The organism is Amycolatopsis sp. VC5-11 (assembly GCF_037034185.1).
GTDB classification, from domain to species: Bacteria; Actinomycetota; Actinomycetes; order Mycobacteriales; family Pseudonocardiaceae; genus Amycolatopsis; species Amycolatopsis nivea.
Genome location: NZ_JBAGKF010000001.1, coordinates 1,341,001 through 1,364,751, shown reverse-complemented (window position 1 = coordinate 1,364,751; position 23,751 = coordinate 1,341,001). Strand labels below are relative to the sequence as shown.

23 protein-coding genes are annotated in these 23,751 nt (G+C 71.0%); 5 read left to right on the top strand and 18 right to left on the bottom strand.

Annotated features, from left to right (window positions below; genetic code table 11):
- Positions 1-4 precede the first annotated feature (4 nt).
- Genes hemC through WA670_RS06775 form a run of 3 tightly spaced genes read right to left on the bottom strand, consistent with a single transcriptional unit; the run spans position 5 to position 3,055 of the window.
- A complete protein-coding gene (gene hemC, locus WA670_RS06785) occupies positions 5-952 on the bottom strand; it encodes a hydroxymethylbilane synthase (protein ID WP_037818841.1) in 948 nt (315 codons plus the stop codon).
- The gene (locus tag WA670_RS06780; RefSeq protein ID WP_037818840.1) at positions 953-2,266 is read right to left on the bottom strand and encodes a glutamyl-tRNA reductase; all 1,314 of its coding nucleotides are present in this window, start codon (positions 2,264-2,266) and stop codon (positions 953-955) included. It lies immediately after the preceding gene.
- Complete coding sequence (locus tag WA670_RS06775) at positions 2,267-3,055, bottom strand: redox-sensing transcriptional repressor Rex (RefSeq protein WP_037818914.1); 789 nt, start codon at positions 3,053-3,055, stop codon at positions 2,267-2,269.
- A gap of 864 nt (positions 3,056-3,919) precedes the next feature.
- Between WA670_RS06775 and WA670_RS06770 the strand changes: the two genes are divergently transcribed.
- The gene (locus WA670_RS06770; protein ID WP_134734529.1) at positions 3,920-4,570 is read left to right on the top strand and encodes a hypothetical protein; all 651 of its coding nucleotides are present in this window, start codon (positions 3,920-3,922) and stop codon (positions 4,568-4,570) included.
- Between the two features lie 48 nt (positions 4,571-4,618).
- On the opposite strand, the gene WA670_RS06765 is transcribed toward WA670_RS06770, so the two are convergent.
- The 3 genes from WA670_RS06765 to WA670_RS06755 are packed head-to-tail and all read right to left on the bottom strand — an operon-like array spanning position 4,619 to position 7,977.
- A complete protein-coding gene (locus WA670_RS06765; protein WP_134734530.1) occupies positions 4,619-6,175 on the bottom strand; it encodes a molybdopterin-dependent oxidoreductase in 1,557 nt (518 codons plus the stop codon).
- A 58-nt stretch (positions 6,176-6,233) separates the two neighbouring features.
- Positions 6,234-6,449, bottom strand: a complete 216-nt coding sequence (locus tag WA670_RS06760; protein WP_134734536.1) for a glutaredoxin family protein — start codon at positions 6,447-6,449, stop codon at positions 6,234-6,236.
- 22 nt (positions 6,450-6,471) lie between these two features.
- Complete coding sequence (locus tag WA670_RS06755; RefSeq protein WP_134734531.1) at positions 6,472-7,977, bottom strand: AMP-binding protein; 1,506 nt, start codon at positions 7,975-7,977, stop codon at positions 6,472-6,474.
- A gap of 281 nt (positions 7,978-8,258) precedes the next feature.
- Between WA670_RS06755 and WA670_RS06750 the strand changes: the two genes are divergently transcribed.
- The 3 genes from WA670_RS06750 (at position 8,259) to WA670_RS06740 (ending at position 11,367) form a co-directional block, all read left to right on the top strand.
- The gene (locus tag WA670_RS06750) at positions 8,259-8,969 is read left to right on the top strand and encodes a sigma-70 family RNA polymerase sigma factor (RefSeq protein ID WP_199818095.1); all 711 of its coding nucleotides are present in this window, start codon (positions 8,259-8,261) and stop codon (positions 8,967-8,969) included.
- Between the two features lie 97 nt (positions 8,970-9,066).
- Positions 9,067-10,155: a DUF5667 domain-containing protein gene (locus WA670_RS06745; protein WP_336157149.1), complete on the top strand. Its 1,089-nt coding sequence runs from the start codon at positions 9,067-9,069 to the stop codon at positions 10,153-10,155.
- Between the two features lie 303 nt (positions 10,156-10,458).
- Complete coding sequence (locus WA670_RS06740; RefSeq protein WP_051729659.1) at positions 10,459-11,367, top strand: HAD family hydrolase; 909 nt, start codon at positions 10,459-10,461, stop codon at positions 11,365-11,367.
- Positions 11,368-11,374: 7 nt separating this feature from the next.
- Here the strand turns inward: WA670_RS06740 and WA670_RS06735 are convergent, their stop codons facing one another.
- The gene (locus WA670_RS06735) at positions 11,375-11,782 is read right to left on the bottom strand and encodes a RidA family protein (protein WP_336157148.1); all 408 of its coding nucleotides are present in this window, start codon (positions 11,780-11,782) and stop codon (positions 11,375-11,377) included.
- 61 nt (positions 11,783-11,843) lie between these two features.
- Here WA670_RS06735 and WA670_RS06730 point away from each other — a divergent pair, with 61 nt between their 5' ends.
- Entirely contained in the window at positions 11,844-12,455 is a 612-nt protein-coding gene (locus tag WA670_RS06730) for a TetR/AcrR family transcriptional regulator (protein WP_336157147.1), read from the top strand.
- 3 nt (positions 12,456-12,458) lie between these two features.
- Here the strand turns inward: WA670_RS06730 and WA670_RS06725 are convergent, their stop codons facing one another.
- The 11 genes from WA670_RS06725 to WA670_RS06675 all read right to left on the bottom strand — a co-directional run bounded on the left by WA670_RS06725 (position 12,459) and on the right by WA670_RS06675 (position 23,664).
- On the bottom strand, positions 12,459-13,487 hold the full coding sequence (locus WA670_RS06725; RefSeq protein ID WP_134734534.1) for a lysophospholipid acyltransferase family protein: 1,029 nt from the start codon (positions 13,485-13,487) through the stop codon (positions 12,459-12,461).
- Positions 13,484-14,530: an NAD-dependent epimerase/dehydratase family protein gene (locus WA670_RS06720; RefSeq protein WP_037818830.1), complete on the bottom strand. Its 1,047-nt coding sequence runs from the start codon at positions 14,528-14,530 to the stop codon at positions 13,484-13,486. The genes WA670_RS06725 and WA670_RS06720 overlap by 4 nt, the downstream gene beginning before the upstream one ends.
- 261 nt (positions 14,531-14,791) lie before the next feature.
- Positions 14,792-14,893 (bottom strand): 30S ribosomal protein bS22, encoded by a 102-nt coding sequence (locus tag WA670_RS06715; RefSeq protein WP_007030867.1) that lies wholly within the window; start codon positions 14,891-14,893, stop codon positions 14,792-14,794.
- Positions 14,894-15,036: 143 nt separating this feature from the next.
- Positions 15,037-15,252 (bottom strand): helix-turn-helix domain-containing protein, encoded by a 216-nt coding sequence (locus WA670_RS06710; protein WP_033291067.1) that lies wholly within the window; start codon positions 15,250-15,252, stop codon positions 15,037-15,039.
- A 770-nt stretch (positions 15,253-16,022) separates the two neighbouring features.
- The gene (gene proC / locus WA670_RS06705) at positions 16,023-16,835 is read right to left on the bottom strand and encodes a pyrroline-5-carboxylate reductase (protein ID WP_037818829.1); all 813 of its coding nucleotides are present in this window, start codon (positions 16,833-16,835) and stop codon (positions 16,023-16,025) included.
- A 24-nt stretch (positions 16,836-16,859) separates the two neighbouring features.
- Positions 16,860-17,690 carry a thioesterase family protein gene (locus WA670_RS06700; RefSeq protein ID WP_043836187.1) on the bottom strand — a complete coding sequence of 277 codons (831 nt, stop codon included), beginning with the start codon at positions 17,688-17,690 and terminating at the stop codon, positions 16,860-16,862.
- A 161-nt stretch (positions 17,691-17,851) separates the two neighbouring features.
- A complete protein-coding gene (locus tag WA670_RS06695; RefSeq protein ID WP_037818826.1) occupies positions 17,852-18,655 on the bottom strand; it encodes a sugar phosphate isomerase/epimerase family protein in 804 nt (267 codons plus the stop codon).
- A 34-nt stretch (positions 18,656-18,689) separates the two neighbouring features.
- Positions 18,690-20,396, bottom strand: a complete 1,707-nt coding sequence (locus WA670_RS06690) for a phage holin family protein (RefSeq protein WP_205673410.1) — start codon at positions 20,394-20,396, stop codon at positions 18,690-18,692.
- 148 nt (positions 20,397-20,544) lie between these two features.
- A complete protein-coding gene (locus tag WA670_RS06685; RefSeq protein ID WP_037818825.1) occupies positions 20,545-21,528 on the bottom strand; it encodes a Ppx/GppA phosphatase family protein in 984 nt (327 codons plus the stop codon).
- Positions 21,529-21,739: 211 nt separating this feature from the next.
- Positions 21,740-22,429 carry a response regulator transcription factor gene (locus WA670_RS06680; RefSeq protein ID WP_009071942.1) on the bottom strand — a complete coding sequence of 230 codons (690 nt, stop codon included), beginning with the start codon at positions 22,427-22,429 and terminating at the stop codon, positions 21,740-21,742.
- Positions 22,426-23,664 (bottom strand): sensor histidine kinase, encoded by a 1,239-nt coding sequence (locus WA670_RS06675; RefSeq protein ID WP_134733645.1) that lies wholly within the window; start codon positions 23,662-23,664, stop codon positions 22,426-22,428. Before WA670_RS06675 ends, WA670_RS06680 begins: the two co-directional genes overlap by 4 nt.
- Between the last annotated feature and the right edge of the window lie 87 nt (positions 23,665-23,751).

Here is a 23,751-nt window from a genome sequence, read left to right as displayed (position 1 = left end):
GGCGTCACAGCGCGGGGCCGAGCAGCGCCCCGGCTCCCAGGTCAAGCAGTTCGGCGGCCAGTTCCCGGCCGAGCTTCTCCGCCTCGCCGATCCCGGCGATCGCGGACGCCCGCACCATGTCGACGCCGCCGTTCTCGCCTTCGACGGCAGCGGTGCCGCGCAGCGAGATGCGTTCCACCACCGCGCCCTCGTCGTCGAGGTCCTCGACGATCTCGGCGAGCGCGCCCACCGGCGCGCTGCACCCGGCTTCGAGCGCGGCGAGCAGAGCCCGTTCGGCCGTCACCGCGACCCGCGTGCTCTCGTCGTCCACCGCGGACGCGAGCAGGTGCTCGATGTCCACGTCGGCGGCCCGGCACTCCAGCGCCAGCGCCCCCTGCGCGGGGGCGGGCAGCATCTGGATCGGGTCGAGGGTTTCGGTGATCTCGTCCACCCGGCCGACCCTGGCCAGTCCGGCACGCGCGAGCACCACGGCATCCAGCTCGCCGTCGGTCACCTTGCGCATGCGGGTATCGATATTGCCTCGGATCGGCACGATTTCCAAACCGAGACCCAGCGCGCGCAGCTGCGCCATCCGCCGGGCCGCGCCGGTGCCGACCTTCGCGCCCGGCGGAAGCTCGCCGAGGGTGAGGCCGTCGCGCGCGATCAGCGCGTCGCGCGGGTCCTCGCGCGGCGGCACCGCGGCCAGCACGAGGCCGTCCTCGGGCGCGGTGGGCAGGTCCTTGTACGAGTGCACGGCGACGTCGATCTCGTTGCGCAGCAACGCTTCCCGCAGCGCCGAGGTGAACACGCCGACCCCGATCTGCGAGATCGGGGCGCTGGAGAGGTCGCCGGGGGTGGTGACGGTGACGATCTCCACCTCCGCCCCGGTGGCGCGGATGGTGTCGGCGACGATGCCGGTCTGCGCGAGGGCGAGCTTGCTGCCCCGCGTGCCGATGCGAATGACTCTGGTCACTTACCGCTTCTTCTCGGATTCCGGCGCTGTCGGGCTCGCCACGGCCGCAGGAGCCTGCGGGTCGAGGCAGAACAGTTCCCGCAACGCGTTGGCGTAGTCGGTGTCGGCCGTCTCGGCGGCCAGCTGCTTGACCCGCACCGTCGGCGCGTGCAGCAGCTTGTCGACCACGCGGCGAACCGTGCGGCCGACCTCTTCGCGAACCTGGCTGTCGAGTTCCGGCAGCCGGTTGTCCAGGCGGAGCAGCTCCGCGTCCACGACCTCGGCCGCGCGCCTGCGCAGCGCGGTGACCGTCGGCGTGACCTCGGCACTGCGCTGTCCGGCGAGGTACTCGCGCACCTCGTCGAGCACGATGCCGTTGGCTTTGGCGGTCTGCCGCTCGGTGGTCGGGGCTCCGGCGTCGCGCATGCGGCGCTGGATCGTCTCCAGGTCGACCACGGTGACGTCGGCGAGTTCGGCGACCGCGGGGTCGACGTCCTTGGGCAGCCCGAGGTCGCAGACGACCAGCCGCCGGCCGGCGCGCGCGGGCACGTGCCCGGCGAGGAAGACCGCGTCCTGCGCACCGGTGCACGCCACGACGAGATCGGCCAGTTCGACCGCGTCCGCGAGTTCAGTCAGCGGCACCGAACGAGCCGGGATCCCCTCCGCGACGACCTTCTCGGCCAGCCGGGCGGCGTTGGCTTCGGTGCGGTTGGCCACGGTGATCTCGGCGATCCCGGCCTTGCGCAGCTGGGCGGCGGCGAGCGCGCCCATCGAACCGGCCCCGACGATCAGCGCGTGCTTGCCCGCGATGTCCCCCGCGGCGGCCAGCGCCTCGGACACGACGGACGCGCCGAGCTGGTCGAGCCCGGTCTCGGAGTGCACGCGCTTGCCGACGCGCAGCGTGGTCTGGATCAGCTCGTGCAGTGTGCGGCCGACGGTGCCGGCGTCGCGCGCGGTCGCGTACGAGGACCGGACCTGGCCGAGGATCTGCGTCTCGCCGACCACCATCGAGTCGAGGCCCGAGGCGACGGAGAACAGGTGCTCGACGGCCGCGCCCGCGTAGTGCACGTACAGGCTGTCGTACAGCTCGGCGGGCTCCATCCCGGCCTTGCGGGAGAGCACCTCCGAGACGTCGTTGACGCCGCCGTGGAACGTCTCGACCACGGCGTAGACCTCGATGCGGTTGCACGTCGAGACGAGCATGACCTCGCTGATGTGCTCCGCCTGCTGCAGGTCGTGCAGGACCTTGGTCAGCTCGTCCGCGGGGATCGCCGCGCGCTCGAGCGTGCCGAGATCCGCACTGCGATGGGAGAGCCCGACCGCCAACACGCTCATTCAGCGCACCACCATTCCGAGACCGCCGTCCGTACCGGCGCCGTTTCGTCCGCTCCCATTGTCGGCGGGCCCGCCGGCGCCGGGTAACCCGGTATTCCCCCGGTTTTCCCCGGCGGATGCCGCGCTGTCGGCGCGCCGAGCCACGTGGAACGAGAGGATCTGCAGCTCGACGGCCAGGTCGACCTTGCGGACCTCGACGTGTGCCGGCACCTGGAGCACTACCGGCGCGAAGTTGAGGATGCACTGGACGCCGCCTGCTACCAGCCTGTCGCACACCGACTGCGCGGCGGTAGGAGGTGTGGCGATGATCCCCACGGAAATCTCCCTTTCGGAGCAAACGCGAGGAATGTCGTCCATGTGGGAGACCGGGAGACCCCCTACGGGGACGCCGATCAGATCGGGGTCGAGGTCGAAGAGCGCTTCGACCGGGAAGCCGCGGCCGGGGAATCCGCCGTAGTTGGCGAGCGCGTGGCCGAGGTTGCCGATCCCGACCACGGCGACCCGGTGCTGCCGGGTGAGGCCGAGGATCCGCTCGATCTGGCTGACGAGCACCTGCACCTCGTAGCCGACGCCGCGGGTGCCGTACGAGCCCAGGTAGGAGAGGTCTTTGCGGAGCTTGGCGGAGTTCACGCCCGCCGCGGCGGAGAGTTCCTCGCTGGAGACGGTGGTCGCGCCCTGTTCGGCCAATCCGGAGAGGATCCGCAGGTAGACGGCCAGCCGGGCGACGGCGGCCTCCGGAATCTGCTTCGCGCGGACCGCGGTGTCCTCCGCATCGGAGACGGCGGGCATCTCGGCGGTAGGCGCGTTGTCGGCGTCCGGGGCTGGGCGGGAGGTGCGGGCGGCGCGGCGGGTGCGGGGTTTGGCGTCGCTCTCCGCTTCGGCCTGGGTTTCAGCCTGGGCTTCGGCGGCGGCCCGGGTGCTCGCCCGGCTGGCGCGGCCGTTGCCATTGCCGTTACTGGACGCGGCCCGGCCATTCCCGGAGACGCGCCCGTTGCCCGCCGCGTGCTCGCCGCCGCCAGCGACCTGGTCGTCCCCGTTCTCCGTGCCCGCCGAGTTTCCGTTGCGCGCCAAGCCGTTCTCGCTCACCGTGGCTCGACGGCGGCTGCCCGCGGCGTGCCGTCCACCGGACCGGCGCGCGGCAGGCGGGGCGGATTCGGCGACGTCGGATTCGTCGCGGGGAGGCGTGGCCGGCGGTTCGGCACCGCTGCGCCCGCCCCGCTGTGTCACCACGCTGACTTCTCCTCAATCCGGCTTCGTGCCCGCGCTGTCCCCCACCTGCCTTGACCGGCAGTGGAAAACCAACCCTTGACCCCACGGCTTCCGTCCGGTTCGATGCCGGTCCTCGCGGGGACGGGTTCCTACGGTAGTCCACTTGTGAACGCATGCACAAAGTCACTGGTCATCCGCATGACCAGAAGCACAACGAAGCCTGCGGTCCGCCTGTAAGCGCACTTCCGATGACGATCTTCAGTTGCCTCGCCATCGGCCCGTCCGAACGGCCAGCACCAACCTGCTGCGAGGCAGACTCAGCAGCCGCAAGCTGCGGCACGCCCGCACCCGCGTTAAGACGTAACCCCTTCGGGCAGCGGCTAAAGTTATCCAGTCGTTGCCGGGATGACAGCCACCAACCATCACCTTATTCGGGAGCAACTCGTGAGTCAGTGGCTGCTAGGCATCCCTTCCGTAGTTTTGATCGGCGGTTACGCGTACTGGTACTTCCGCAACTACCGCAAACGCCGCGACCAGTACGCCGCCGCGGCGGCCGAGCATGGTTGGGCCTACCAAGAGCGGGACCGCGACCTTCTCGGCCGTTGTCACGGGTATCCGTTCAACGATGGGCGGCGTCCTCGGGCTTGGCACGTCGTCACCGGAACGAACGGCGATCGCGAATTCACGTCGTTCGAGTACAGCGCCGTCTTTGGCCATGACGACGCTGAGTCAAGCGATCGCGCCGAGCGGCAGTTCACCCAGGTCTTCGCCCTCCAGTTACCTGGGGCGGCACCAGACCTGACCGTCCGGCCGCGCGGCATGCTCAGGCAGTTGGCCCATGGCCTCAAGACCAGCTCCAGCGGCGGTTCCGACTTCGATCGGGGTTGGGCGGTCGATGGGGCGCCTGCCGACCTCACCCCGCAGGTCCGGAGCTGGGTCACCACACACCGCCAGCCGTTCCGGCTTGTCGCGGGCCAGTTGTGGACGTGGGCAGACGGTCGCATGGACCTCGCCCGCATCGAACCGGCTCTCAATGACCTACACCAGCTCGCCGACGCGCTCAGCCGCCAACTGCCTCCGCCCCGCATCAGCTAGCGGCGGGCACCACGCCTGAGGCTGTCCCGGCTCTTCGCAGGTCTAGGTTCACACCGCGGTGAACGGCACCTTGTGCCATCCAGTCGCACCGTCCGGCACCGGGTCCGCAGGATGGTCAGTCTGCGTGTACCCGGACTGGTCCGTCGCCCGCACCGTCACCGTGTGGCTGCCCGGCGGCACCGGCACCTCGGCCCACCACATCCGCCACGTGTCCTTGTTGACCTCGGCCGACAGCGTCGCCGGGACCCACGCGCCCTGGTCCACGCGTACTTCCACCTTCGCGATCCCGACGTGCTGCGCCCACGCCGTCCCCGCGACCCGGACCTTGCCCGCGCGCACCGACGTGCCGTCGCCCGGTGCGTCGATTCGCGATTCGGTCTTGATCGGGGCCTGTTCCGCCCAGCCGCGCTGCAGCCAGTACGCCTGCCGCGCGTCCCAGGTCGTGAACTCCAGGTCAGTAACCCATTTGGTCGCCGAGACGTAGCCGTACAGCCCGGGGATCACGATCCGCGCCGGGAAGCCGTGCTCGACCGGCAGCGGCTCGCCGTTCATGCCGATCGCGAGCATCGCGCCGCGCGCCGGGTCGAACGCGACGTTGGCCGGGGTGCCGCAGGTGAACCCGTCGACGCTGGTCGCGTACATCTGCTGCGCGCCCGCCTGCACGCCAGCCGCGTCCAGCAGGTCGACCAGGTCGACGCCGATGAAGTTCGCGGTGGAGATCAGGTCGCCGCCGACCTCGTTGGAGACGCAGGTGAGCGTCACCGTCCGCTCGATCAGCGGCCGGTTCCGGATGTCCGCGTAGGAAAAGCTCACCTCGCGGTCGACCATGCCGTGGATCTTGAGAGTCCAGTCCTCGGCCCGCACCTGCGGCACGACGAACGCGGTGTCGATCCGGTAGAAACTCCCGTTCGGCGTGATGAACGGCGGCGAGCCGAGCTTGTGGAAATCCGCGTCCGGCGGCAGCGGCGGAGCCTTCTTCGCGGCGACCAGCGGACCGATCGACGCGCGCGAACCGGTCGCGCTGCTGGTGGTGGACACGACCTCGCCGACGATCGCCGCCACCCCGGCGCCGGCCGCGATTCCCGCGCCGCGCTGCAGGACCTGGCGACGGCTGAGCCCTTGCCGCGGTTCGGTTTCCGCCGGCAGCGCGCGTTTGTGCAACCAGCTGAACACCAGCAGCGAAGCGCCCAGCGCCAGCACCGGAGACAGCAACGCGAGCTGTCCGACGTCCGTGCGCTCGAACACCGCGAAGATCCCGAACGCGCCCACCAAGACCACCAGCAGCTGGCCGGGCAGCGCACGACGGCGCGAAAGCTGTCCGGCGAGCACCGCGAACGCCAGCAGCACCACAGCCAGGCCGATCTTGAGCACGGTCTTGTCGGCGGTCCCGATCGTCTGCTCCGCCCACACCACGACGGCGTGCGGGCTGTGCGCGATGACGAAGTCCGCGACCGCGACGAACGGCGACGCGTTGTACCCGACAAATCCGGCAACCAGATGCCCCACGCCCAGCGCGACGGCCAGTGAGACCAGCCCGATGAAGGTCGCGATGCCCAGCGACAGGCGCGGCCGGACGGTCGGCGGGGCTTCTTTCAACGCACTCACCCCACCATCTTCGGCGGGTCCGGGCGGGTCCGGCCCGTTCAAAGCGCTTACGGGTTGCTTACCGCAGTGCCGCGCGCAGCCGTTCTTCCTCGACGCGCCAGTACCCGTGCTCGACCCCGTCGATCAGGATCACCGGCACCTGGTCGCCGTATTCGGCCCGCCATTCCGGGTCGCTGTCGACGTCCGCGGTCTCCCACGGCACGCCCAGCTCGCCGCAGACCCGCGCGACGTCCGCCTCGGCCACGTCGCACAGGTGGCATCCTTCGCGGCTCATCACGGTCACTTTGTGCACAGGATCAGCGTAGCTTCAGCCGGCGCAGCTTCCCGGTCGCCGAATGCGGCAACGTCTCCGCGAACTCGACGGTGTGCGGCACCTTGTACCCGGCGAGATGCGCGGTGCACTGGTCCACCACCTGCTGCTCCGACAGTGCCGCGCCCTCGGCAGGCACCACGACCGCCTTCACCGCTTCGCCGCTTCGCTCGTCGACCACGCCAACGACGGCGGCCTCAGCTACCCCGGGCAGCTGCGAGATCACTTCCTCGACCTCGTGCGGGAAGACGTTGAACCCGTTGACGATGATCAAGTCGTTGGCCCGGTCGACCAGGTGCAGATCGCCGTCGGAGTCGAGGTAGCCGACGTCGCCGGTCCGGAACCAGCCCTCGGCGTCCGGGCCGTGCGCACCGTCCGGCCAGTACCCGGAGAAGAGGTTGGCACCGCGCACCGACACCAGCCCGGTGCTGCCGCCCGCCTCGAACACATCGTCCGGCTCTTCGGGATCGAGCGGCAACTCGTCCGCGGACCCGTCCGACTCCACCAGCCGCAGCTCGATGCCGGGCAGGGGACGTCCGACCGATCCGGGCTTCGGATAGCCGGTGACCAGCGTCGACGTCACAACCGGCGCGCATTCGGTGAGCCCGTAGCCCTCGTACACGTCGACCCCGGCGGCTTCGCGGATCGCCGCGAGCACCTTGGGGTGCAACGGCGCGGCACCGGACGTCAGCCGTTTCACCGTCGCCAGGCCATGAGCCAGCTCTTCGGGGTCGAGCGCGGCGAATTCGTTGTACATCGCGGGCACGCCGGTGATCGCCGTGACGCCATGCTCGGCGCAGTCCTGGAGCGTCCGCCGGGCTTCGAAGCGTTCGGACAGCACCAGCGTCGCGCCGACGGCCGTGGCCATGAGCAGGCCCGGGCCGAGACCGTAGACATGGAAGAGCGGGATCGAGACCAGCACCCGGTCGTCGTGCTCGGTCACTCCGTCCACTTGGGACAGCTGATCGAGGTTCGCCAGCAGCGCGCGGTGCGACAGCAGCACTCCGCGCGGCGGACCGGTCGTGCCGGACGTGTACGAGATGACCGCGATGTCCTCGCCGGACCGGCCGAGGTCGACCGCGTCGCCCGGCTCGTCGTCGCGCGGCGGCAGGCCGGCGATGCCCTCGGGCAGTTCGGCGTCGTCGCGCTGCACCACACGTTTCGCGCCGCAGTGCTCCAGCAGCCGTTCAAGTTCAGGTGCGGGGGCCTGCGGAGAGAGCGGGACGGCGATTCCGCCCGCGCGTAGCACCGCGAACAGGGCGACCGCGAAGTCAGCCGACGTCGGGAGCCGCAGCACCACCGGGTCGCCCGGCGCGACGCCGGAGGACACCAGCCGGCGTGCTTGCGCGTGCGCCGCGTCGTCGAGCTCTCGCCAGGTCAGCATGGCACCCGTGCCCGTCTCGGTGATCGCCGTGCGATCCGGCCAGCGGCTGGCCGCATCGGCGAGCAGGCCGGCGACGCCGTGGGCGGTGCTGATCCGGTCCACCCCCACCCCTCTCGTTCCGTTGCGGATTCGTCATCTTGTCACCCGTAATGGGGATGCTGCGCGATCGTCGCACCTCTGCCTGACCGGGACACTACCTACTTCGCGGTAACAACACGTATGCTGCACTGCGTCGCCGGGTGGCGTTGATCACTACCGGGTGACCCGAGCAAGGGAGTCGTCGTGCCGAAGCCGCCGGTCCACGAGGGTGTGGGACACGCGCCGAGGCACGCCCGCACGCCCTCGGGTACGCGCCCGGCCGCACCAGGGACCGCCGGAGGTGCCGCCCGATGAGCCGTCCGATCACCCTGTCCGCCGCTCCGCACCGCGGTCCGGTCTCGATGTTCGCCGACCGCGTGTTCGGCTCGCCCGCGGCCGCCGTGCCGCTGCCCAAGGCCGACGCCGAACCGGATCCCGCCGAGGTCGCGAAGGCCGAGGCGTGGGAACTGGTGCGGGCCGCGCAAGCGGGCGAGTCCTCCGCGTTCGGCCAGCTGTACGACCGGTACGTCGACGTCGTCTACCGCTACGCGCTCTTCCGCCTCGGCGACCGCGACCTGGCCGAGGACGTCACCAGCGAGACCTTCCTGCGCGCACTGCGCCGGATCACATCGGTCAGCTACCAGGGCCGCGACGTCGGCGCGTGGTTCGTCACCATCGCCCGCAACCTGATCCTCGACCACGTGAAGTCCAGCCGGTTCCGGCTCGAGGTCGTCACCGACGAGGTCGCCGAACCGGGCGGCGTGCCCGGCGGACCGGTCGGCCCGGTCGCCCAGGCCGGGCCCGAACAGCAGGCGATCGCGGGCGCGACCAGGGCCGAACTGCTGCGCTGCGTCGCCGAACTGGGCGAGGACCAGCGCGAATGCATCGTGCTGCGGTTCCTCCAGGGGCTGTCGGTCGCGGAGACCGCGCAGATCATGGACCGCAACGAGGGCGCGGTGAAGGCACTGCAGCACCGGGCGGTCCGGCGGCTCGCGCAGCTGCTGCCCACCGGCTTGCGTTGATCGTTCAACGAACAGCCGTAACTTTTTCGGCTTCTTAATCGTTTCTCACCCAGACCGGCGGTCAGGGCCGGGCGTTGGGTGGAGACGGAGCAGCACCGTGGGCGTGCCCGGGTGGTTTTCGCGTGGTCGGACCGAGAGCGAACGGTTCGACGACGCGATCGATGCTTCCCCCGGACAGCGGCCGGAAGAATTCGCCGAAGAGCTGGCACTGGTCGGTGCGCTGCGCGAACTGGGCCAAGCCGGAGCCCCCGATCCCGCCACCCGAGCCCGGATCCGCGCCGAGATCGAAGGCCGCATCGGCGAACCGCTCCCCCGCCGCCGGTGGCGGCCGCGAATGGCCGACCTCGCCGCCGCAGGCATCGCGCTGATCCTCGGCCTTGGCGGGCTCACGCTGCTGCTTTCGCGAGACGCCCTGCCTGGAGACGCGCTGTACAGCGTGAAGCGAGCCGGCGAAGTCACGTCGCTCGGGCTGACCTTCGGCGACGAGGCCAAGGCCGAGAAACACCTGAAGTTCGCCGCGAACCGCGTCACCGAACTGGGCCGGATGAGCGACGCCAGCCCGTCGGCGTACCAAACCGCGCTGCACGATTTCAGCAGTGACGTCCGCGCGGGCGTGTCCGAACTCACCGAACTGGCGACGACGAGCGGCAACCGCACGCGGCTGACGTCGCTGGAATCGTGGGCGCAGAGCCAGTCGCGGCAGCTGGAGTCGGAGCAGGCCGACGTCCCGGCGTCCGCCCTCGCGGATCTCCAGCAGGCACGCCTCCTGCTCGACCGGGTACAGCAGCGGACTTCCGCGCTGGGCTCGCGGCTGAGCTGCTACCAGATCACCACCGGCACCACGGACGAACTCGGCCTCCTCCCGGCGCGCGGCGCGTGCACCCAGCAACCGCTGTCACCCGGCGGCTCCACGCCGACCAGCCCGCCGCCTGCTGCCGGGACGAGCGTCCCGCCGACGGACTCCCCGCTGCCCGTGCGCTCGGTCTCGTCACCGACGCTGAGCGACCCGAGCACGCCGACCCCGACGCCGACGTCGCCCGAGATCCCGCACCCGCCGGTCCCGCCGAGCGTCCCGCCGCCGATCACCGCCCCCACCACACCCCGGATCCCGACCCGGCCCGCACCCCCGCCGGTCGTCTCGATCCCACCGCTACTCCCCGGACTCCCACCGATCGTCATCGGCTGACACCAAGGTCAGCGACATGCGTCACCCCAGCACGCAACCCCCTGAGCGTCCCGCCGCCGACCACCCCTCAACCACACCCCGGATCCCGACCCGGCCCGCACCCCCGCCGGTCGTCTCGATCCCACCGCTACTCCCCGGACTCCCACCGATCGTCATCGGCTGACACCAAGGTCAGCGACATGCGTCACCCCGGAACGCAACCCCTGTCCGAGGCGCGGGCCACATCTCCAACGGGTGAGTCGCACGGTCGCTACCCTGTGCTGCAGGACCCGGTCGGCGTCGTCCGCCGGGACGTGCCCGAACCTGGAGGCGGTGTGCGTGTCAGCTTGGCGTGGCAAGGATAAGAGTCAGGAACTGGAGCGGCTCGCCACGCTCGCCGGAGAAGCGTCGGCGGAGGCCGCGTCCTCCTCGGCGCAGCTGGCGACGACGGTTCCGCCCGCGCCGCCGGACCTCACCGCGGGCGCCTTCTTCGACGTGGACAACACGATGATGATGGGCGCGTCGATCTTCTACTTCGCCCGCGGGCTCGCCGCGCGCAAGTTCTTCACCTCGGCCGACCTCGCCGGTTTCGTGTGGGACCAGGTCAAGTTCCGCATCGGCGGGCGCGAGAACAAGGCCGACATCAAGACCCACCGCGAGCGCGCGCTGTCCTTTGTGGCCGGTCGCACGGTCGAGGAGCTCACCACGATGAGCGAGGAGATCTACGACGAGCTGATGGCGGACAAGATCTGGTCCGGCACCCGCGCGCTCGCGCAGATGCACCTCGACGCGGGCCAGCGAGTGTGGCTCGTCACGGCGACCCCGATCGAACTCGCCGCGATCATCTCCCGCCGCCTCGGCCTCACCGGCGCGCTCGGCACGGTCGCGGAAACCAAGGACGGCGTCTACACCGGACGGTTGGTCGGCGACATGCTGCACGGCCGCGCGAAGGCACACGCGGTCCGCGCGCTCGCGTCGCGGGAGGGCCTGAACCTCAAGCGCTGCACGGCTTATTCGGATTCGCAGAACGACGTGCCGATGCTGTCGGTCGTCGGCACCGCGGTGGCAGTCAACCCGGACAGCGGCCTGCGCGACGTCGCGCGCGCCCGCGGCTGGGAGATCCGCGACTTCCGCACCGGCCGCAAAGCCGCCCGCATCGGCGTCCCGTCCGTACTCGGCGCGGGCGCGGTCGCGGGGGCGGTCGCCGCGGGGATGGCGTACCGCCGGCGCTGAAACCGGATCAGTCCAGCACCGCGGTCGCCTCGACCTCGACCAGCAGGTCCGGTTCGGCCAGGAACGCCACGCCGATCCCGGTCAACGGGGCCTGAATGCTGACGCCCAGCTTCTTCTCCGCCCGCTGCACGCCCTCGACGAACTCGCCCATCTTCTCCGGCGACCACTCGACGAAATACACGGTCAGCCGCGCGACATCCGCGAACGTGGCGCCCACCTCGGCCAGCGCCGCGGCCACGTTCAGGTAAGCCTGCTCGACCTGCGCGGCCAGGTCCCCTTCCCCGACGTGCCCGCCGTCCGCGGTTCGCGCGACCTGCCCGGCGAGGTACACCGTCCGCGAGCCGGTCGCGACGGCCACCTGCCGGTAGAGGCCGACCTGCGGCAGCGAAGCGGGATTGACCAGGGTGACGGCCATGTTTCCTCCTGAAGATCCTCGGTCTTCAAAACATAGCATTGCAATGCTATAGAATGCCGCCATGGCGAGGGCGAAAGATCCGGCAGTGCGCACCTTGCTGCTCGAACGGGCAGCGCAGATGCTCCGCACCCGCGAACCGATCACCCTGCGCTCGCTCGTGACCGGCACCGGAGTGTCGACGATGGCCGTCTACACGCACTTCGACAGCATGGACGGGCTGTGGAAAGCCTTGCGGCAGGAGGGTTTTACCCGGCTGGCGCACCGGATGGCCGAGGTCCGCCAGTCCGCCGATCCGGTACGCGACCACGCCGCGCTGATCTCCGCGTACCTCGGCAACGCGCTGGCCCACCCGGACCTGTACCGCGTGATGTTCGACGCCAACTTCGACCTGGAAGACGCCCAAGCCGCCGACGACACCCTCGAGTACCTGGTGCAAGCCGCCGCCCGCGGCCGCGACACGGGCCGGTACCGCGAAGGCCTCGACGCGCTCGAACTCGCCACGCAAAGCTGGGCCATCGCGCACGGCCTGGTCTCGCTGGTCGCGAACGGCCCCCTGCCGCGCGACACGCTCGAGCACGGCGCGGCCTTGCTGACCGCGCTGTTCGTCAGCGTCGGCGACGAACCGCGGCGCTGCGAACGCTCAGTGCGGCGGGGCTGGCGCCTGCCCGGCTGAAGCTCAACCCCGGAAAACGCTGCGGCGCTGGGAAAGCCTGCGGTACAGCGAGTGCTGGATCGACTCGCGGACCTGGTCGGTGAGCGTGAACACCAGCATCGGATCGTCGACCGCTTCCGGGCCGTACTCGTCGGTGCGGATCGGTTCGCCGAACTCGATGGTCCACTTCGTCGGCAGCGGCACCGCGCCGAGCGGGCCCAGCAGCGGGAAGAACGGCGTGACCGGGAAGTACGGCAGTCCGAGCAGCCGGGCCAGCACCTTGAGCTCGCCGATCTTCGGATACGTCTCCTCGGCCCCGACCACCGACACCGGGATGATCGGCACGCCCGCGCGCATCGCCGCGGACACGAACCCGCCGCGGCCGAAGCGCTGCAGCTTGTACCGCGCGGAGAACGGCTTCCCGACGCCCTTGAAGCCTTCCGGCCACACGCCGACCAGTTCGCCGTTGGTCAGCAGGCGTTCGGCGTCGGCGTTGCAGGCGAGCGTCTGCCCTGACTTGCGGGCGAACGACCCGACCAGCGGCAGCTTGAACACCAGGTCCGCGCCGAGGCCGCGCAGATGCCGTCCGCCGGTCTCGTCGTGGACCGCGACCGCGGTCATCAGCGCGTCGAGCGGCAAGGTGCCGGAGTGGTTGGACACCAGCAGCGCGCCGCCCGCCTTCGGCAAGTTCTCGACGCCGAACGTGTCGACCCGGAACCACTTCTCGTACAGCGCGCGCAGCGGCGGCAGCACGAGCGTCTCGGTGAGCTCGGCGTCGAAGCCGAACTCGTCCACCTCGTAGTCGCCGGTGAGCCGGTGGCGCAGGAAGGTGAGCGCGCCGCGCACTGATTCCGACAGCGGATCGGCGGCCGGCTCGCGCACCGGACCGGACGGCTGCGCCGGGAACTCCACGACCGGCGCGTCCACCCGCTCCTCGACCGGAGCCGGGGCCTCGGCCGGCTTCTCCCGGCCGGGTCCATGCAGCGGAATGACCTGTGCCTCAGCACTGTTCACGGGATTCGCCTCGCTTCCGGCCCTCGTCGCGTGGTTCATCGGCGCGCCTGCCCGGTGGCGGCGGCCTCGAGCACTTTGCCCGCCAGTCCGGCCAGCGCGCCGCCGTCGAGCACCGGACGCAGGCCGCGGCCGGCCACGTAGTCGTCGAACGCCTCGCGGGTGGTCCAGCGGGGCGTGTACCCGAATTCCTTCTTGAGCTTCGTGATGTCGACCGCGCGGCCGAAGTTCAGCAGCCGCACCTGGTCGGCGGAGAAATCGACCAGCCGGGCGCCGCGCAGCAGCTTCCCGACCGACGGCACCACGCCGCGCGGCATCGGCAGCCCGACGCGGCCCGCCCGGCGGATCGCCTGCGACAGGGTCAGCACGCCCTCGGACGCGACGTTGAACACGCCCGGCCGGTCTTCCAGCGTCGCCATTTCGAGCACTGACAGCGCGTCTGACCCGTGCAGCAGCTGCAGCCGGGAGTCGTAGCCGAAGACCGTCGGCACGACCGGCAGCGAGAAGTACCGGGCCAGCACGGTGTCGACCTCGGGGCCGATGATGTTCGCGAACCGCAGGAGCGTGACGGTCAGGTCCGGGCGGCGGCGGGCGAGCCCGCGCACGTAGCCCTCCATCTCGACCGCGTCCTTCGCGTAGCCGCTGGTCGACGGCGGGATCAGCTCCGAATCCTCGGTGAACACCGCCTGCGAACGCGCGCCCGCGCCGTAGACCGCGGCACTCGACTTCACCACGAGCTTGCGCACCTTCGGCGCGCGCTGGCACGCGGCGAGCAGCCGCATGGTGCCGATGACGTTGACTTCCTTGACCGCGGCGCGCCGGCTCGGCCCGGCCGGATGCGCGGTGCACGAGGTGTGCACGACGGTGTCCACCTCGGCGCTGCTGATCACCTTCGCGATGAGCGGATTGCGGATGTCCGCGCGGACGAACTCGGCGCGGCCCATCCGCTGCTGGACGTCCTTGGACGGCGGGGCGGTGTCGACGCCGATCACCCGCTCGAGATCCGGATGCGCGCCGAGCCTGGCGAGCAGCTTCCCGCCAAGGTCGCCGGCGACTCCGGTGACGAGCACGATGTTCGAGGCCATGGAACTCCCTGATCGGCAGCAGTGTGCAAGACGGAGTGATCACTCGGGGTGCGCGAACCTGCACTCGCTGGAAGCATCGCGCTGATGCACCTGCCATGTTACCGGCCCCGGACACCCTGCTGACCAGGTCTTACCTGGTATTTACGAGGGACGTCCGGATTGCGATACGCGCCTCACTCGATCGGGCGTAGGAAGGTCCGAACATGAGTGTGGCCCGTCCAGAGACTGGACGGGCCACGAAACTCTAGCCGCGCGGACGGCTCACTTGCCGGCCTTGCGCCGCTGCACGCGCGTACGGCGCAGCAGCTTGCGGTGCTTCTTCTTCGACATGCGCTTGCGGCGCTTCTTGATCACGGAACCCATGGGCGCTCCTCTTGGTCGTCGGTCACGCTGCCCGGCGCAGCGTCCAACGGGTGGAGCGCACAGGCACGAGCGGTTTACCAGGTTACTAGCGTCCCGGCGCGGGCTGGTCGGCGGGCATGGTCTGACGCATGCCCGCCGTCGGATCAGCCCACGTCGAAGTAAGCACCCTGCAGATACTCGTGCACCGCTTTTTCCGGCACCCGGAAGGACTTCCCGACTCTGACCGCGGGAAGTTCGCCCGAATGCACCAGGCGGTACACGGTCATCTTCGAGACCCGCATCAGCGTGGCCACTTCGGCGACTGTCAAAAACTGGACCTGCCCTACCGCGGGCAAATCCTCCCTCTTGTTCGGCGACATGTTTACCGCGTCCTTCGACACGTGTCGCGCCACGAGGCTTCCCCACCTGTGGTATCGACACGCACGTGCTCTTCCGAGGGTAGCGGGACAGGTGGGACTCGTGCGACGCCTGTCACCAGGATGGGCCCTCACCTGGGGCTTCGCGTAGCCCAGACGGCGCAGCAGTATCCGATTTGCCGGATTCGGTCCGGTGTAGTGCTACGACATCGGCACCGCTGAACGGAGCAGCGGACCCGCCGCCCTCCCCCGGGCCCTGGCTCGGGGCACCCCAATGCGGCATTGGGTGCGTGCGACGCACCGAACGCCACATTGGGTGCGTCAGATGCACCCGTTGAGGTTTCTCAGCAGCGCGGTACGCGGTGGGTTCGTGGCAGCGATGCTGGTCAGGGCAATGCGGGCGTCGGCTTGCTAGGGCGCGCCGGGCGGCTCATCTCCCGCCGAGGTCCGTGAAGGGCTCCTTGAGGGAATCTGATTCCCTCAAGGAGCCCTTCACGACCCTCGCCCCCACCCGCCGCCAGAGGGACGCAGCCATCCGCGAGCGCGGCGCGTGACGCTGCCCTCGCTCGAGGAGCGCGGTCGGGCTGGTGCGGAGGTCGTGAGGGGAACCCTGACGGAATCTGATTCCCTCAGGGTGCCCCTCACGGACGTCAACCGGAGCGGAGAAGCAACGCAGCCCCGTCGACGCTGCGCCTCGCCGTACCAACGCCGCCCGCCGCGCCACTGAGAACACCCCAATGCGGCATTGGGGCGGTCCGGCCGGAGGCGGACGATCAGTTCTCGTGGGCGCGCCCCAGCTCCTCCGAGCGGTCGCGGGCGGCCTCGATCGCGTCGAGCAAAGCCGCGCGCACGCCGTGCTTCTCCAGCTCGCGGATCGCGTTGATGGTGGTCCCGGCGGGGGACGTCACCGCCTCGCGCAGCAGTACCGGGTGGTCTTGGCCCTCGGCCAGCATCTTCGCCGCGCCGACCGCCGACTGGATGATCAGCTGTCCGGCCAGCGCGCGCGGCAAACCGAGCAGGATGCCCGCGTCGATCATGGCCTCGACCAGGTAGAAGAAGTACGCCGGGCCGGATCCGGACAGTGCGGTCACCGCGTCCTGCTGTCGCTCCGGCACCTCGACGACCTGGCCGACGTGCGACAGCAGTTCCTTGACCGTCGCGACGTGCGCGGGCGTCGCGTGCTGGCCGGGTGAGATCGCACTCATCGCCTCGCCGACCAGCATCGGGGTGTTCGGCATCACGCGGACCACCGGCACGCCCTCAGCGAGCCGGCGTTCGTACAGCGCGGTCGGCAGCCCTGCGCACAGCGACACCACCAGCGACGACGGACCGAGCAGCGGGGCCAGCTCGTCGAGCACCGGCTCGATGTCCTGCGGCTTCACCGCGACCACGAGGATGTCCGCGCGCCGCGCCGCGTCCGCGACGGTCGCCGCTTTCATGCCCGGGTAGCGCGTTTCCAGCTCGCGCGCCCGCTCCTCGTACCGCTCGGTGAAGAGCAGGTCGCCTGGCTCGTGGCCGCCGTTGAGCAGGCCCGACAGCAGGGCTTCGCCGATCTTTCCCGCACCCAGCACCGCGATCACACTCATGCGCTTCAGCGTGCCAAACGCGGCTCAGCCGCCCGGTGCCGGGGCGAGCGCCAGCTGCCGCACCTGCGCGACGAGCCTGCCTTGGGAGTCCACGACGGTCGCGTCCGAGTCGAACCACGGCTCGTGCACCGAGCGCGATTCGACGAGGATCCGCAGCCAGCCAGGGGCCGGGCGGGTGCGCAGCAGCGAGGTCAGCTGGACCGTCGGAGCCCAGCCGTGCCTGCCGAGGTTCGCCACCACCGGCGGGTTGAGGTCGCCTGCCAGCAGCGAGAAGTACACGTCGGGCTGGCCCACGCGCGGACGCGCCCACATCCGCAGCCGGGGCGGGTCGCCGGTGCGTCCGGTGAGGAATCCCGCGGTCGCCGCGTCCAGGCGGACGTCGCAGGCGGCGGACAGGTGGAACGGGCCTTCCGGAGTGTCCTTGCCGAGCTGCGGCGCGTTCGACGGCGGTTCGGCGGGCATCTGCGGCAGGTCCGTCCATTCGGAACGGCGCATCGGCAACCGGCCGACCGTGACCCTCGCCTCGACGCAGGCCCGGCCGCGCTGTTCGAGCGACACCGCGACCACCGAAACCCGGCGGCCGACCTTGCGCACGTCCGCGCGCAGCAACACCGGGCCGAGCGCGGGCGCGTGCAGGAATTCGGTGCTCACCGCGAGCGGATCGACAGTCGCGTCCCCGCGCTCGTGCAACGCGGCGGCGGCGGTTTTCGCCAGCAACGCCACCAGGAACCCGCCGTGCGGATGGACCCCGATCGACCATTCCGCTCGCAACGTCGCGGTGAACGTGCCGTCCCCGAGCGACCGCACTGAGGTGGCCCCGTCGAAGGCGGTCGCGGTGTCGTCGGCCGCGCTCACGGACGACCGGCCACGGCGATACGGCGCGTGGAACCGGGTCCGGCGAAATCTGGAGACGGCGATGGCAACGAGGTCACGCCCGCACTTTACGGTGCCCGGCCGCCTTTGCGAGCCGAGCAGGGCAGGGACCGCCCGGACAGCCGAGCAAGATCACCCAGGGATCATTGCCCCAGATGCAACCGGGCGAACAACAGCGCCTCGGCCAACGCCCGCGCCCGCGCCGCCGCCCCCGTGGCATGCCGGGTGTTGACCTCCAGCACCACCTGGCCGGCGAACCCGTCACTGACCAGCTTCTCCAGCAACTCCGCACACGGCTGCCCGCCATGCCCCGGAATCAGGTGCTCGTCCTTCGGAATCCCGGTCCCGTCCGCCAAATGGACGTGGCTCAACCCCGCCCCCATCCGGTCCGCGAGCGCGAGCGCGTCCATCCGCGCCGCGGCCGAATGCGACAGATCCAAGGTGTAGTGCCGGAATCCGACGTCTGTGGGATCGATCGACGGCCGGAACGCCGACACGCGCGCATCACGCGACCCGCCGGGCGGACGGACCTTGAACATGTTCTCCACCGCGACGTCCACGCCGCTGGCGTCCTCCAGTTCGTCCACGAGATCGCCGAACGCGTCGCCGTACCGCCGCTGCCAGCGGAATGGCGGATGCACCACGACCGTGCGCGCACCGAGTTCCAGCGCGGCGTCCACGGAGCGGCGCAGGCGCACCTCCGGATCCGGCGACCAGATCCGCTGCGTGATCAGCAGCGACGGCGAATGCACCGACAGCACCGGCATCCCGGTGCGCCGCGACCAGCGCCGGATCGCCGAGACGTCCTGGCTGATCGGATCAGCCCAGACCATGACCTCGACGCCGTCGTAGCCGAGATCGGCGGCCAGCTCGAACGCCGCGCCCGCGCGCAGCGGCCACACCGAGGCGGTGCTCAGACCCACAGGGACGGGCGCGCTCTCACTCACGCGCCCATCCTGCCCCAGCGTCCTTTGCGGCGGACTACTTGGCCACCAGCAACAGCGCCGCGGGCGACACCGTCACCACCAACCCGACGAGAATCGCCAGCAGGGTCGTCTGCAGGTCCTCGGCACGGCGGATCTTCCGCACGATCCAGACCAGCGCGACGATCACCAGCAGCGCGCCCACGAGCGCGGCGGGCGCGAGGTTGACCCACAGCCAGTTGAAGCCCAGCCACACGGCGGCACCGCCGACGACGCCCAGCGCGAGCTGCCCGGCCAGCGTCAGCCACTGCTTGCCCGCGGACACCTCGGGTTCCGGCTCGGCTTCGGCCTCCGGAGCGTCCTCGGCGACGGCTTCCTCGGGGTAGTCGTCGTACTCGTCGCCTTCGGCGTAACCGTCGGCGTGCTCGTAGCCCTCGGCGTGCTCGTACCCGTAGCCGTCGTCGCCCTCGAAGTCCGGCTGGCCGTCGGGGTAACCGGACGGCTCGGCGAACTCGCGCTCGTACTCGGCCAGGTCGTCGTCGACCGGGTCCTTGGCGCCCGGGGCGAACGGCATCGGGGCCGGGTAGCCCGCGGTCGGCGGGCCCGCGTCGTAGTCCGCGGCGGCGGGCGGGTACTCGTCCTCGTAGCCGTCGTCGACGTAGTCGTCCTCGGCGTACTCCTCGGCCGGTTCCGGCTCCGCACCAGCGGGCGGAACGGCCGGCATCATGCCGACCTCGGTGTCCTCCAGCTGTTCCGCCTGCCGACGCTGGCGCCAGCCGGCGAGACCCGCTGGGGGCGCGTCTTCGGCGACGCCGTCAGCGGGCGGGCCGTCGATCGCGTCGAACTGCTCGGTGTGCGGCTCCTGCTTCGGAGCCGGACGACGGGCCGGAGCCCGCCTCGGCCGGTTCGGGGCCGGCGGGGCGCCAGGCGCGGGGAACGCACCGCTCGCCATCGGCGGCGCGGGCGGTTCCGGGGCGTCGCCGTCGAGACCGTCGAGCCGGGCAGCCAAGCCACCGTCCTGCGGCGGAGGCGGCGGTGCCTGCGGCGCCGGCCGACGGCGGACCGGCGGCACCGCGCCGCGAGTCTCCTCGTCGGCGGCCTGCGGACGCGGCGGACGGCCGCGCGGCGGCACCGGCATCTGCCCGGATTCCTGCGGCGGAGCGGGCGGACGCACGTAACCGGAGTCCTGCGGTGCGGCGGGACGCAGGTAGCCGGTGCCCTGCGGACCCGGCGCGGGACGGGCGAACTGGCCCGACTCCTGCGGCGGCGCGGGCGGGCGCACGTAGGCCGAGTCCTGCTGGCCGTTGGCAGGTCGCGGGTACTGCCCGGACTCCTGCGGCGGAGCAGGCGGACGCACGTACGCGGAGTCCTGCTGGCCGTTCGGAGCCGGGTACTGCCCCGACGGCTGGCCGTTCATCGGCGGCGGCCCGGCGTCCTGCGGCGCGGGGTACTGGCCCGAAGGCTGCTGCCCGGGACGCGGGTACTGGCCCGATTCCTGCGGACCGGGCCGCGGGGCCGCGTCCGGACGGCGGCGGCCGCCCGGGGGACGCGAAGGAGGCGGCGGGGTGCCGCCCTCGGACGCCACCCGGTCGATGATCGCCTGCGGTCCGGTGTCGGTGAGGCCCGAGCGCCGCGGGGCGGCCTCGTCCTCGTCATCGGCCGCCCTGCGCCTGCGTCGCCGTCCGCCGTCGACCTGCTGCCCGTGCTGGGCGAGCAGTTCGGCCACGGTCTTCTGGGGCTGGTCGCCGCCGGTCTGGTCCGTCATACCGTGCTGTCCAAAGCGCGCTCGGGGTTGGTTGTGGTCACTCGGGCACACCCGCCTCCGGAGCCGCGCGCAATCGACACCGTGCAGTGCATGTCCGTCACCTCTTCACCGTGCCTGGTCTTCGTCGGCCAAGTCCAGTCCGCTGCTGTCACCGGTCCTCCCCGCTCGCCGAAACGCCGGAGATCGCGGTTCCAGTTTCGTCCGACCCATTGGCGTGGTCCAACCGCCGCAGGATGACACCCTCTCGCAGCGCCCAGGGACAAATCTCCAACTCCGTGAGAGAGAGCGCCCGCATCGCGGCCTGCGCCACCAGCGCGCCCGCCACGAGCTGGTGCGACCGGCTCCCGCTGACGCCTTCCAGCTGGGCCAGATCCGCGGCGGTCATCCGCGAAATGAAGGCGATGAGCTGGCGAAGGGCAGTGTCGGTGAGCGTACGGCGCACGCGGGGGCCCGCCGCCGAGGGGGCCGCCCCGGTCAGCCGGGCGAGCGAGCGGAACGTCTTGGACGTCGCCACGACCCGGTCCGGAAGGCCCTGGCCGGCGACCTTTTTCGCGAGCCCGGCGAGCTGGTCCTCGAGCCAGGCCGACGTCGCGACGACCTCGGACCGAGTGGGCGGGTCGTTGCGGAAGCGGGTGCGGGTGGTGCGCCCGGCTCCCAGCGGAAGCGACTCGGCGAGTTCGGGTTCCTCGTCGCGGCCCATCGCGACCTCGAACGACCCGCCGCCGATGTCCAGCACCAGCAGTTTCCCGGCCGACCAGCCGTACCACCGGCGCACCGCCAGGAAGGTGAGCCGCGCCTCGTCCTCGCCGGACAGCACGCGCAGGTTGACGCCGGTCTCGGCACCTACCCTGGCCAGCACCTTCGCCGAGTTCTTCGCCTCGCGCACCGCGGACGTCGCGAACGCCAGCACGTCCTCGCAGCCGAGCCGCGCGGCCGCGGCCTTGGCCGATTCGACCGCCCGGACCAGGCCGTCCTCGCCGGGACGGCTCAATTCGCCGGAGCCGGTGAGCTGTTCGGCCAGCCGCAGCATCGTCTTCTCGGAGTGCATCGGGGTCGGGTGGGCGCCACGGTGGGCGTCGACCACGAGCAAGTGGACGGTATTGGAACCGACGTCGAGTACCCCTAGGCGCACGAGGATTCAGCGTACCGGTCCCAGCGCCAGGTCTCGAAACTGTAACCAACTCCACTCGGATCAACATCGACTCAGCGTGCGCGATCCGGCACGGTGTGCGCAGAAACCCGGACAAAAGCCGTGAAGGACTCCTTGAAGGAATCAGATTCCCGCAAGGAGCCCTTCACGGACCGGTTGTCCCGGCGGACCCCGCATTCCGCCGGGAGACCGCTCAGGTCTCGAACTTGTAGCCGAGCCCGCGCACGGTCACCAGGTGCCGCGGCGAACCCGGGTCCGGCTCGATCTTCGAGCGGAGCCGCTTCACGTGGACGTCGAGCGTCTTGGTGTCGCCGACGTAGTCCGCGCCCCACACCCGGTCGATCAACTGGCCGCGGGTGAGCACCCGGCCGACGTTGCGCAGCAGGTACTCCAGCAGGTCGAACTCCTTGAGCGGCAACGAAACCTCGCCGCCGTCCACGGTCACCACGTGCCGTTCGACGTCCATCCGCACCGGCCCGGCCGACAGCACCAGCGGCGCGAGTTCGCCGTCGCTGCCCGGCTCGCCGCCGCGGCGCAGCACCGCGCGCACCCGCGCGATCAGCTCGCGCGCGGAGTACGGCTTGGTCACGTAGTCGTCGGCGCCGAGTTCCAGCCCGACGACCTTGTCGATCTCGCTGTCGCGCGCGGTCACCATGATCACCGGCACCGCGGAGCGCTGCCGCAGCTGCTTGCACACGTCGGTGCCGCTCATCCCGGGCAGCATCAGGTCGAGCAGCACGATGTCCGCGCCGTTGCGGTCGAACTCTTCCAGCGCCTGCTGGCCGGTCACCGCGACCGCCGCGGTGAAACCCTCCTTGCGCAGCAGGAAGGCGAGCGGGTCGGCGAAGGACTCTTCGTCCTCGACTATGAGAACCCTCGTCACAGGTTTCCTCCATGGTCTGGGCTGGAGACTTCCTGCCCGGTTGCCACGAGCCGGGGTGTCCGCTCGGGGGTCTTGTCCGGCCGCGCGGGCGCGGCCTTGCGTGCGGTGTCGGCGGGTTCGGTGCGCACGTGCGCGGGGATGCGCAGGGTGAACGTCGACCCGGTGCCGGGACGGCTCCACAGGCCGACCGAACCGCCGTGGTTGGCCGCGACGTGTTTCACGATCGCCAGTCCGAGGCCGGTGCCGCCGGTGGCGCGCGAACGGGCTTTGTCCGCCCGGTAGAAGCGTTCGAACACGCGCTGCTGCTCGTCCTCGGCGATGCCGATGCCGCGGTCGGTCACCGCGATCTCGACCATGCCGTCAGCGAGCCGGCGCGAGATCGACACCGGGCTGCCCGCCGACGAGTACGCGACGGCGTTCTCCAGCAGGTTCGACAGCGCGGTGACCAGCAGCGTCCGGTCGCCCTCGATGAGCAGGCCGCTCGGGGTGTCGGTGGTGATGGTGATGTCGGCGGATTCCGCGGACAGCGTGGTGCGCCCGAGCGCCTCGCGCACGACGGCGTCGACCTCGACCACGTTGAGGTCCGGCAGCCGTTCGGCGCCCTGGAGGCGGGACAGCGCGATGAGTTCGGTGACGAGCTGGCCGAGCCGGGTGGACTCGCGCAGGATCTTGCCGCCGAAGCGGCGGACCTCCTCGACGTCCTCGGCGGCGTCCAGCACGGCCTCGGTGAGCAGCGCGATCGCGCCGACCGGGGTCTTGAGCTCGTGGCTGACGTTCGCGACGAAGTCGCGGCGGACCGCCTCCAGCCGGATCGCCTCGGAGTGGTCGACGGCCTCGACGACGGTGAACCCGTCGCCGAGCGGCCGGACCTCGCCGAGCACCGCCTCCGGCTGGCGGCGGCCGCGGCTCTCCAGCGGCGAGAGGTCGACCTCCATCGGCTCGTCGGTCTCGACCACCTGCTCGGCGGCCTTGCGCGCCCGCGGATCGGCCTGGTTGACGCGGACCAGGCCGAGTTCGTACGCCCGCGGGTTGTGCAGCACGAGGTCGCCGAACCGGTTGAGCACGATGACGCCGTTGTTGGACGAGCGGATCAGCCTCATCAGGAGCTCGGCGACGGTCGGGCCGAGGGGCCGGGCCGCCTCGCGCCGGGCTCGCACCCTGGCCGCGAGGAAACCGGCGACCGCGCCGACGACAAGAGCGCCGATGGCCGTCAGCAGGACAACAGGCGTGGTCACGGGGGAATCGTAAGCATCCCGGTAGCCTTCCGGCCTAGTCCTGGAAGCCCTGTCGTGAGGCGAGTGACACCTGAGGGGTACATATTC

What these genes read in the sequence shown, in the direction of transcription:
- WA670_RS06710 (WP_033291067.1), bottom strand. Translation starts at nt 15,252, where the DNA reads ATGTCGCCGAACAAGAGGGAGGATTTGCCCGCGGTAGGGCAGGTCCAG.
- proC (WP_037818829.1), bottom strand. Translation starts at nt 16,835, where the DNA reads ATGAGTGTGATCGCGGTGCTGGGTGCGGGAAAGATCGGCGAAGCCCTG.
- WA670_RS06750 (WP_199818095.1), top strand. Translation starts at nt 8,259, where the DNA reads ATGAGCCGTCCGATCACCCTGTCCGCCGCTCCGCACCGCGGTCCGGTC.
- WA670_RS06760 (WP_134734536.1), bottom strand. Translation starts at nt 6,449, where the DNA reads ATGAGCCGCGAAGGATGCCACCTGTGCGACGTGGCCGAGGCGGACGTC.
- WA670_RS06775 (WP_037818914.1), bottom strand. Translation starts at nt 3,055, where the DNA reads ATGCCCGCCGTCTCCGATGCGGAGGACACCGCGGTCCGCGCGAAGCAG.
- WA670_RS06735 (WP_336157148.1), bottom strand. Translation starts at nt 11,782, where the DNA reads ATGGCCGTCACCCTGGTCAATCCCGCTTCGCTGCCGCAGGTCGGCCTC.
- WA670_RS06780 (WP_037818840.1), bottom strand. Translation starts at nt 2,266, where the DNA reads ATGAGCGTGTTGGCGGTCGGGCTCTCCCATCGCAGTGCGGATCTCGGC.
- WA670_RS06715 (WP_007030867.1), bottom strand. Translation starts at nt 14,893, where the DNA reads ATGGGTTCCGTGATCAAGAAGCGCCGCAAGCGCATGTCGAAGAAGAAG.
- WA670_RS06690 (WP_205673410.1), bottom strand. Translation starts at nt 20,396, where the DNA reads ATGACGGACCAGACCGGCGGCGACCAGCCCCAGAAGACCGTGGCCGAA.
- WA670_RS06725 (WP_134734534.1), bottom strand. Translation starts at nt 13,487, where the DNA reads ATGAACCACGCGACGAGGGCCGGAAGCGAGGCGAATCCCGTGAACAGT.
- WA670_RS06720 (WP_037818830.1), bottom strand. Translation starts at nt 14,530, where the DNA reads ATGGCCTCGAACATCGTGCTCGTCACCGGAGTCGCCGGCGACCTTGGC.
- WA670_RS06730 (WP_336157147.1), top strand. Translation starts at nt 11,844, where the DNA reads ATGGCGAGGGCGAAAGATCCGGCAGTGCGCACCTTGCTGCTCGAACGG.